We start from the raw sequence: 7,591 nt of genomic DNA, 5'->3' as shown, positions 1-7,591 counted from the left end.
CTGCGCCAGCCGCTGCAATAACCCGCAATTGAACAGGAAGCGCGCCTGCGTGGTGTAGCCCAGCACCTGCAGCCCGGCTTCCTGGGCGGCCAGGGCGATGCCGGTGAAGTTCACGTGCGCCGTGATGTCCTTGGTGCCCACCTCCGCCAGCGGATCGGAATCGACCCGGTGCGCGCGGTGGCACACCAGCGTCCCCATGTCGCGCTGCGGGTGGTAGTACTCGGCGTCGGGAAAGCCATAGTCGATCAGGAAGACCGCGCCGCGGCGCAGGTGCGCCGCCAGGGTGCGCACGAAGCCTTCGGCCTGCGGGTGGATCTCGGTCAGGTAGTCGTGCTCGCCCACCACCTCCACGGGCGGGCGTAGCTCCGTCGGTCGATCCGCCCAGACAAAGGCGCCCCCCGCATCCAGCGCGACCCCGCGCTCGTGCCAGATCCCGCCCCGGCGCAGCAGCAGCTGCACCGGCATGGCGTCCAGCACCTCGTTGCCCACCACCACGCCCTCGATCGCCTCGGGCAGCCGGTCGGCCCATTGCACGCGCGTTCCCCAGGCGGCCAGCCGCTCCTGCTGGCGCGCCCGCAGACTGCCCGACAGGTCGACGATGGTGTAGCGCCGCACGCGCTCGCCCAGCGCCCCGAGCAGCTGCTCCGCCAGGGCGCCGCTACCGGCGCCGAATTCCCAGAGCTCGTGCGTGCCGGTCGCCTCCAGCGCCTCGCGCAGCTGCACCGCCAGGGTCTGGCCGAAGACCGGGCCGAGCTCGGGGGCGGTGACGAAGTCGCTGCCGCTGGCCGGCATGGTGCCGAACTTGCGCGAGCCGTGCGCGTAGTAGCCGAGGCCATGGGCGTAGAGCGCCTGCTGCATGAAGCGGTCGAAACCGATCCAGCCGCCGGCAGCGGCAATGTCCCCGGCGATCCGCGCCTGCAGGGCAGTCGTTAAACTCGCGCCTTCGCGCGCCGCGCCGCCCGGCTCCCCCGGGGCGCTGGTGTGGTTCGTGTTCGTCGTCATCAGGCGCCATTGTCCTCTCCATGCCCTCCTCCCCGTCCCGTCCCCGCACCGTGCTGGTGACCGGCGCCGCCCGGCGCCTGGGCCGCCACATCGCGCTGGCACTGGCGGCCGCGGGCTGGCAGGTGGCGGTGCACTACCGCTCCTCGGAGCCGGAAGCCGCCGAGGCGGCCGCGGCCTGCAGCGCGCTGGGCGTGGCGAGCCACCCCTTCCAGGCCGACTTCGAGGACGAGGCCGCCGTGCGCGCCCTGCTGCCGCGCGTGGCGGCGCACTTCGGCGGCGTGGACGCCGTGGTCAACAGTGCCTCGCTGTTCGAGCACGACGGCTTCGAGGATGTCGGCTATGCGCGCATGGAGCAGCACCTGCGCAGCAACGCCGGCGCGCCCATCCTGCTGGCCCAGGCCCTGCACGCCCACCTGGCGCAGCGCGCCGCGGCCGGCGAGGCGCAGCTGCAGGGCGCGGTCGTCAACCTGCTGGACCAGAAGCTCTGGAACCAGAACCCGGACTTCGTGAGCTACACCCTGTCCAAGGCGGCGCTGGAGGCGGCCGGCACCATGCTGGCGCTGGCGCTGGCGCCGCTGGTGCGGGTGGTCGGCGTGGCGCCGGGGCTGACACTGAGCAGCCACATGCTGAGCGAGGAGCGCTTCGAGGAGCTGCACACGCTCAGCCCCCTGGGCCGCTCCTCCACCCCCGAGGACGTGGCGGCCAGCGTGCGCTTCGCGCTGGAGAACCGCTCGATCACCGGCACCACGCTGCTGGTCGACGGCGGCCAGCACCTGATGCGCTTCGAACGCGACTTCTCGCTGATGTGACGACCCCCGTGCGCCCGCCCCTGCGTGCGGCGCCGCCACCCTGCCCACCCATGCACCCCCTTGCCGGCACCCAGATCCTGACGCTCACCGGGTTGCGCTTCGATGCCAACCTGGGCATCCTTGCGCACGAGAAATGCGCCCCGCAACCGATCCGCGTCGACGCGGAGCTGAACCTGGGCGCGCAGCCGCTGCACCCGCCCGACGACGACATCCTGCACGTGCTGGACTACCGCAAGGTGCGCCAGATCATCATCGACGAGTGCCAGGCCGAGCACGTGAACCTGCTGGAGAGCCTGATCGGCAAGCTGGCGGCGCGGCTGATGCAGCTGCCCGGCGTGCAGGGCGCGCGCGTGAAGATCGCGAAACTGGAAATCTTCGACGACTGCGAAGTGGCGATTCGCGTCGAGACCGGACAATGGTGAGATCGAGCATGCAAGCACACACCCCCACCCCCGATGCCGCCGCCTGGAGCGGCCCCGAAGCCGCCGAGACCCCGGCCGGCGACACGCGCAGGATCGAGCGCGAGCAGGTCAAGCTGGAAAAGCGCCTGTGCCGCGAGATGGGCCGCGCCATCGTCGACTTCAACATGATCGAGGAAGGCGACCGCGTCATGGTCTGCATGTCCGGCGGCAAGGACAGCTACACCCTGCTGGACATATTGCGCAAGCTGCAAAGGCGCGCGCCGGTGCAGTTTTCCATCGTCGCCGTGAACCTCGACCAGAAGCAGCCCGGCTTTCCCGAGCACGTGCTGCCGGACTATTTCAAGCGCATCGGCGTGGACTTCCACATTGAGGCCCAGGACACCTACAGCGTCGTCAAGCGCGTGGTGCCCGAGGGCAAGACCACCTGCAGCCTGTGCTCGCGCCTGCGCCGCGCCATCCTGTACAAGGTGGCGGACGAACTGGGCGCGACGAAGATCGCCCTGGGCCACCACCGCGACGATATCGTCGCCACGCTGATGCTCAACATGTTCTACGGCGGGCGCATGAAGGGCATGCCACCGAAGCTGGTGAGCGACGACGGCCGCCACGTGGTGATCCGCCCGCTGTGCTACGTGCCCGAGAAGGACACGGCGCGCTGGGCGCAGTACCAGCAGTTCCCGATCATTCCCTGCAACCTGTGCGGCAGCCAAGACGGGCTGCAGCGCGTGGCCGTGAACGAGATGCTGCGCGAGTGGGACCGGAAATTCCCGGGGCGCATCGAGAGCATGCTGCGCGCCATGGGCCACGTGGTGACCTCGCACCTGATGGACCCGAAGCTGCACGACTTCCAGAACGCCCGCGCCACCGGCATCGCCGACCCGGAGGGCGACACCGCCTTCGACCACGAGGAATTCCCGGTGGCGCCGCCCGGCCTGCCCGGGATGCAGGTGATCCGGCTGGGTTGAGCGCCGCGCCCCGCGCCAGGGGCGGACAGGGGCATGGCGCCCCGTCTGGCGCCGCCCCGCGCCCGCACCCGCTAGCATCGGCGCCAAAGGAGCCCGCCATGCCTTGCCTACTGCGCCGCCTTGCTTCCTTCGCCCTGGTCGCCTGCGCCGCCGCGCTGCTGACCGCCTGCGCCGGCCCGCGGCTGGTGCAAAGCGACGTGCAGAGCTATTCCACGCTCAGCGCGCTGCCGAACCCGCCCACCTACCGCTTCGAGCGCCTGCCGTCGCAGCAGGCGCAGTCCGCGTCCTTTGCCGCCATCGAGGCCGAGGCCGAGCGGGCGTTGGCGCGCGTGGGGCTGCGCCGCGACGAGGCGAACGCGCGCCTGGTGGCGCAGATCAGCGCCGAAGGGGGTTATGCCGTGCCCTACCACTGGCCCTACTACGCCACCGACCCGTTCTACGGCCGCTTTGGCTGGGGCCTGGGCTGGGGCGGGCCGCACTTCGGCGTGGGCCTGGGCGGCGGCTGGCTGATGGACGGGCCGCCCACGCTCCACCACCGCCGGGTCAGCCTGGTGCTGCGCGACGCCGCCAGCGGCCAGGTGGTCTACGAGACATCCGCGCTCTACGAGGACGTCTGGACCAGCGACCCCGCCATCTATGGCGTGCTGTTCGACCAGGCGCTGAGCGGCTTTCCGCAGCCGCCACAGGGCGCGCGCCGGGTGCGCACAGAAGTCGTGCCGCCGCGCTGAGGAGCTAAGGAACCTCTGCATGAAATCCGCCGCGCCCGTGCTAGCGCCCTGATCACACAGCTGAGACGATACGCCCCATGAAGCAGCAAAGCCTTGGCCTTGGCCTTGGCCAGTCGATCTTGATCGGCCAGGAGCACTTCGGCCTGCGCTGTGGCTTGCTGCGCTGCGTCTTGGACAGTGGGCACAACCGAGCCGGTCATGGCGCGGCCTTGCGGCACGGTTGGCTTCCTGAAGCTCAGGCGACTTCAAGCACGCGCATTTCAACGTGCAGGCCAGCAGCCGCTGCCATGTTCACCAGCGCATCCAAGCCGAACAGGTTGATCTTGCCTCGCATCAGGTCAGACACTCGCGGCTGGGTCACGCCAAGCAGCTTGGCGGCCTGCGCCTGGGTCACTTCAGCGCGCGCCAAGTGGTTCTTGAGCGCCGTCATGAGGGCGGAACGCAGCTTCATGTTCTCCGCTTCTTCCGGGGTGTCCTCGATGGCATCCCAGACGCTGGCAAATCGTTGGTTGCTCATTGGGCTAGCTCCTTCACTAAATCACGATACCGCTTTGCGGCCAGGTCCAGATCGGCCTTGCTGGTCTTCTCCGTCTTCTTCTTGAAGCAGTGCAGCACATAGACAGCATCCGCAAACTTGGCGACGTAGATCACCCGAAACGCCCCAGCAGCATCCCGAATCCGAATCTCTTTCACGCCCTGGCCCACCGTAGCCATGGGCTTCCAGTCGTCCGGCTCCTGGCCGTGCTGCACTCGGTCAATCTGATGCCCAGCCTCACGCCTCGCCGCAAGGGGAAAGGCACGCAGGTCATCAAGGGCGCTGCCCCGGAACTCGATGGGCTTGGGGACGGACATGCGGAGAGTATACAAAATTTTGTATACTCCGGGAAGTACTTCGGTGTGCCCTACGTGCCATGCGATTTTTCCGCTTCCAGAAAAGGCCTGTAAAGCCGCCAAAGCGGTTGACCCACCCTTCCCCCTTTCCCAAAGCGACGAAGCCGCTCCAGCGGCCGAATAGGCGCCACGCTGCGCCCTTCGGTCCTGCCGTTTGCCTACTCCTCACTTGATGAACAGTGAGGGGAGCCGTGCGCCGAAGGGCGCACAGGGGGCGAAGCCACTGGGGACTGGGGGGTGCAGCGCCCCCAGCCGAGGAGCGCCTTAGGCGCGGGCGGGACGCCGGGGCGGTTCCATCCCAGCGGTTCCCTCGGTTGGCCGTTGAGCGGGCGGGCGATATCGTTGAGCAGCGTCTGGCTGATGGTGGACAGGTCGCTGCCCTTGGGCAGGAACTGGCGCAGCAAGCCATTGGTGTTCTCGTCGCTTCCGCGCTGCCAAGGTGCATGCGGATCGCAAAACCAGCTGTCCATCTTCAGCCGTCGGCTCAGTTCCTCGAAGTGGGCCATTTCGCTGCCGCGGTCGCGGGCCAGGCTCTCGCGCAGGAAGGCCGGCAGCTTCTTCATCTGGCGGCTGAAGCCTTCCACGGCATCCGTCGCCGTGCAGCCATCCATGTGGCACAGCACCACGAAGCGCGTCTTGCGCTCCACCAGCACGCCCACCGCGGAGCGGTGGTAGGCCCCCTTGATGAAGTCGCCCTCCCCGTGCCCGGGCAGCAAACGGTGCTCGATGCGCTCCGAACGGTTCTGGATCCGCAACGCCTCGGGCACGAAGCTCCTGGCCGCGGCAGTTGTTCGACGCCGCCCCCGCGATGGCTTCGCCTGGCGCAGCGCGGCGCTCATGTCCAGCTTGAGCGCGCCGTGCGGCTGTGCGTAGATCGTCGTGTAGATCGTCTCGTGGGAGACCAGGCCAGGGCGTGTGGCGTCGGGTATTTGCCGCAGTCTGGCGGCAATCTCTTGCGGCGATCAGCGGCAAAAGATCAGTCGGTGGCGCACGTGCTGGTGCAGCGCAGTGCCTGGGAGCAGCAAACGTGGACGACGACTGGCGCTGCGGCGCTCGCGATAGCCCTGGGCGGCGCGCGTCGCGTCGTAAGCCCCGGGTCCTGCCCGCTGCAGCTCACGCGATAGCGTGGATGGCGAACGGCCCAAGCGGCGCGCAATCGAACGCAGGTTGCTGCCGCTCTGGCGCTCGATCATGATCACGGCGCGATCCTCGGAACTCAGGTGATGGTAGGTTCTGGACATGGCAACGCCCTGATATGGGGGCGTTGCGCTTGGACGTTGAGTCTAAGGAGACTCTTCTATGCAGCAGCCACAATGAGCAGATGGCCACAGAGCCTTTCCCCGCTTCGATGCCGGAAGCCACCCGCATCATCGCCATCCGCCACGGCGAGACCGCCTGGAACGTGGACGGCCGCATCCAGGGCCACCTCGACATCGGCCTGAACGACATCGGCCTGTGGCAGGCGCGCCAGACCGCGCGTGCCCTGGCTGGCGAGGACATCGCCGCGATCTACAGCAGCGACCTGCAGCGCGCCTGGGCCACGGCGCAGGCAGTGGCCGTGGCGACCGGCGCGCCCCTGCGCGCGGAGCCGGGCCTGCGCGAGCGCAGCTTCGGGCGCTTCGAGGGGCGCACCTTCCGGCAGGTCGAGCAGGAAGCGCCGCAGGACGCGCTGCGCTGGCGCAAGCGCGATCCGGAGTACGCCCCGGAAGGCGGGGGCGAATCGCTCGTGGCCTTGAGCACGCGCATCGCCGAGGTGGTGGGGCGCCTCGCCTCGGGCCATGGCGGCGGGCAGATCGTGCTGGTGGCGCACGGCGGGGTGATGGACGTGCTGTACCGCCTCGCCACCCGCCAGGGGCTGCAGGCACCGCGCAGCTGGCCCCTCGCGAACGCGGCGATCAACCGGCTGCTGTGGACGCCCGGGGGCCTGGCGCTGGTGGGCTGGTGCGACGTACGGCACCTGGAGGGCAGCAGCCGCGACGAGCGGCTGTCCTGAGCCGGCGCGCCGGGAGACTGGCCCAGCGCTCCGGCCCGCGCCGCGGGTCCCGGCAAGGCCTTGACTTCCTGACGTTTTTTTGCCACAATAGCGGCTTCGTCATTTCCGGAGTCCCCACGTGGACAGTGCCAGTTCAACCAGCGATGCAAGGCGCGCCGCAATGGCAGCGCTGCTGGCCGACTGACCGACTCCGCCCAGGTGCGATCCAGGCACGGGGCGGGCCGGCAGCCCCAGCTTCCCGCCCCATTGCCGTGTCGCAACCGTTTCTCCGTTGCCTTGCATTCGCTGCGAGCCCGCTCGCCGCTGCCGTGTGGACCGCCGCATGGCGTGGCCGGGCGGCGTTTGATGCGTGCCGCTACGTGGCTCCTCCCGTGCCAGCACAGGAGTCTGCCATGCCCGTTTTCTGGTTTCGCCTCGCGCGCCGCTTGCCCTCCCAAGGGTCGGCATTCGATGCGCCACGCCATGGCGCCGGCGTGCAGCCGCCGACCTCGCCCCTGGACCAGGCGCTCGAGCTCGATGCGCGCACCGCTTGGCCCACGCACCGCATCCGCAGCTTCCTGAGCATGAGCGGCGGCAGCGGCCAGGCCACCGCACAGCGCGACGGCCTGCGCTGACGGTCAGGGCTGCGGTCCACGCCGCAGCGGCCTTTCCTCCGGAGCCCGGCCGGACGCCGGGAGCCGGCGCCGCGCGTTGGGCGCGGCGCACGGCCGGCCGTTGCCCGGTGCCGGATCGTTTTTCGTTGGTTTTCCCGACGGGACGGGCGCCCCGCCATTGCGGCGGG

The 7,591-nt window shown here is 69.5% G+C and carries 9 protein-coding genes and 1 pseudogene; 6 read left to right on the top strand and 4 right to left on the bottom strand.

Annotated features, from left to right (window positions below; all coding sequences use genetic code 11):
- Nucleotides 1-858, bottom strand: an 858-nt coding sequence (locus A612_RS10780) for a class I SAM-dependent methyltransferase (RefSeq protein ID WP_241209550.1), incomplete at its 3' end; no start/stop codon positions are given.
- A gap of 164 nt (nt 859-1,022) precedes the next feature.
- Between A612_RS10780 and A612_RS10775 the strand changes: the two genes are divergently transcribed.
- The 4 genes from A612_RS10775 (at nt 1,023) to A612_RS10760 (ending at nt 3,926) form a co-directional block, all read left to right on the top strand.
- A complete protein-coding gene (locus A612_RS10775; protein ID WP_040436628.1) occupies nt 1,023-1,811 on the top strand; it encodes an SDR family oxidoreductase in 789 nt (262 codons plus the stop codon).
- Nucleotides 1,812-1,861: 50 nt separating this feature from the next.
- Nucleotides 1,862-2,233 (top strand): dihydroneopterin aldolase, encoded by a 372-nt coding sequence (locus A612_RS10770; protein ID WP_019374495.1) that lies wholly within the window; start codon nt 1,862-1,864, stop codon nt 2,231-2,233.
- 8 nt (nt 2,234-2,241) lie between these two features.
- A complete protein-coding gene (gene ttcA / locus A612_RS10765; protein WP_019374494.1) occupies nt 2,242-3,198 on the top strand; it encodes a tRNA 2-thiocytidine(32) synthetase TtcA in 957 nt (318 codons plus the stop codon).
- A gap of 98 nt (nt 3,199-3,296) precedes the next feature.
- Nucleotides 3,297-3,926 (top strand): DUF4136 domain-containing protein, encoded by a 630-nt coding sequence (locus tag A612_RS10760; RefSeq protein WP_019374493.1) that lies wholly within the window; start codon nt 3,297-3,299, stop codon nt 3,924-3,926.
- Nucleotides 3,927-4,161: 235 nt separating this feature from the next.
- Here A612_RS10760 and A612_RS10755 read toward each other — a convergent pair whose 3' ends face one another.
- From A612_RS10755 to A612_RS18175, 3 genes and pseudogenes are all read right to left on the bottom strand, one after another.
- Nucleotides 4,162-4,443 (bottom strand): helix-turn-helix domain-containing protein, encoded by a 282-nt coding sequence (locus tag A612_RS10755; protein WP_019374492.1) that lies wholly within the window; start codon nt 4,441-4,443, stop codon nt 4,162-4,164.
- Complete coding sequence (locus A612_RS10750; RefSeq protein WP_019374491.1) at nt 4,440-4,778, bottom strand: type II toxin-antitoxin system RelE/ParE family toxin; 339 nt, start codon at nt 4,776-4,778, stop codon at nt 4,440-4,442. Before A612_RS10750 ends, A612_RS10755 begins: the two co-directional genes overlap by 4 nt.
- Nucleotides 4,779-5,101: 323 nt before the next feature.
- Nucleotides 5,102-6,058 (bottom strand): annotated as a pseudogene (locus A612_RS18175) (IS30 family transposase); the annotation flags it as partial.
- A 107-nt stretch (nt 6,059-6,165) separates the two neighbouring features.
- On the opposite strand from A612_RS18175, the gene A612_RS10740 reads away from it, so the two are divergent.
- Nucleotides 6,166-6,810 carry a histidine phosphatase family protein gene (locus tag A612_RS10740; protein WP_019374489.1) on the top strand — a complete coding sequence of 215 codons (645 nt, stop codon included), beginning with the start codon at nt 6,166-6,168 and terminating at the stop codon, nt 6,808-6,810.
- Nucleotides 6,811-7,202: 392 nt separating this feature from the next.
- The gene (locus A612_RS10735; RefSeq protein WP_019374488.1) at nt 7,203-7,424 is read left to right on the top strand and encodes a hypothetical protein; all 222 of its coding nucleotides are present in this window, start codon (nt 7,203-7,205) and stop codon (nt 7,422-7,424) included.
- The last annotated feature ends 167 nt before the right edge of the window (nt 7,425-7,591 follow it).

It is taken from the genome of Melaminivora alkalimesophila (assembly GCF_000282995.1).
In the GTDB taxonomy this organism is placed as follows: Bacteria; Pseudomonadota; Gammaproteobacteria; order Burkholderiales; family Burkholderiaceae_C; genus Melaminivora; species Melaminivora alkalimesophila.
The sequence above is the reverse complement of the archived record's forward strand: the minus strand, read 5'-3'. Positions and strand labels throughout refer to the sequence as shown.

Bases quoted from the DNA above. Each gene is read 5' to 3' on its own strand.
- A612_RS10775 (WP_040436628.1), top strand. From the start codon at position 1,023: ATGCCCTCCTCCCCGTCCCGTCCCCGCACCGTGCTGGTGACCGGCGCC.
- A612_RS10770 (WP_019374495.1), top strand. From the start codon at position 1,862: ATGCACCCCCTTGCCGGCACCCAGATCCTGACGCTCACCGGGTTGCGC.
- ttcA (WP_019374494.1), top strand. From the start codon at position 2,242: ATGCAAGCACACACCCCCACCCCCGATGCCGCCGCCTGGAGCGGCCCC.
- A612_RS10760 (WP_019374493.1), top strand. From the start codon at position 3,297: ATGCCTTGCCTACTGCGCCGCCTTGCTTCCTTCGCCCTGGTCGCCTGC.
- A612_RS10755 (WP_019374492.1), bottom strand. From the start codon at position 4,443: ATGAGCAACCAACGATTTGCCAGCGTCTGGGATGCCATCGAGGACACC.
- A612_RS10750 (WP_019374491.1), bottom strand. From the start codon at position 4,778: ATGTCCGTCCCCAAGCCCATCGAGTTCCGGGGCAGCGCCCTTGATGAC.
- A612_RS10740 (WP_019374489.1), top strand. From the start codon at position 6,166: ATGCCGGAAGCCACCCGCATCATCGCCATCCGCCACGGCGAGACCGCC.
- A612_RS10735 (WP_019374488.1), top strand. From the start codon at position 7,203: ATGCCCGTTTTCTGGTTTCGCCTCGCGCGCCGCTTGCCCTCCCAAGGG.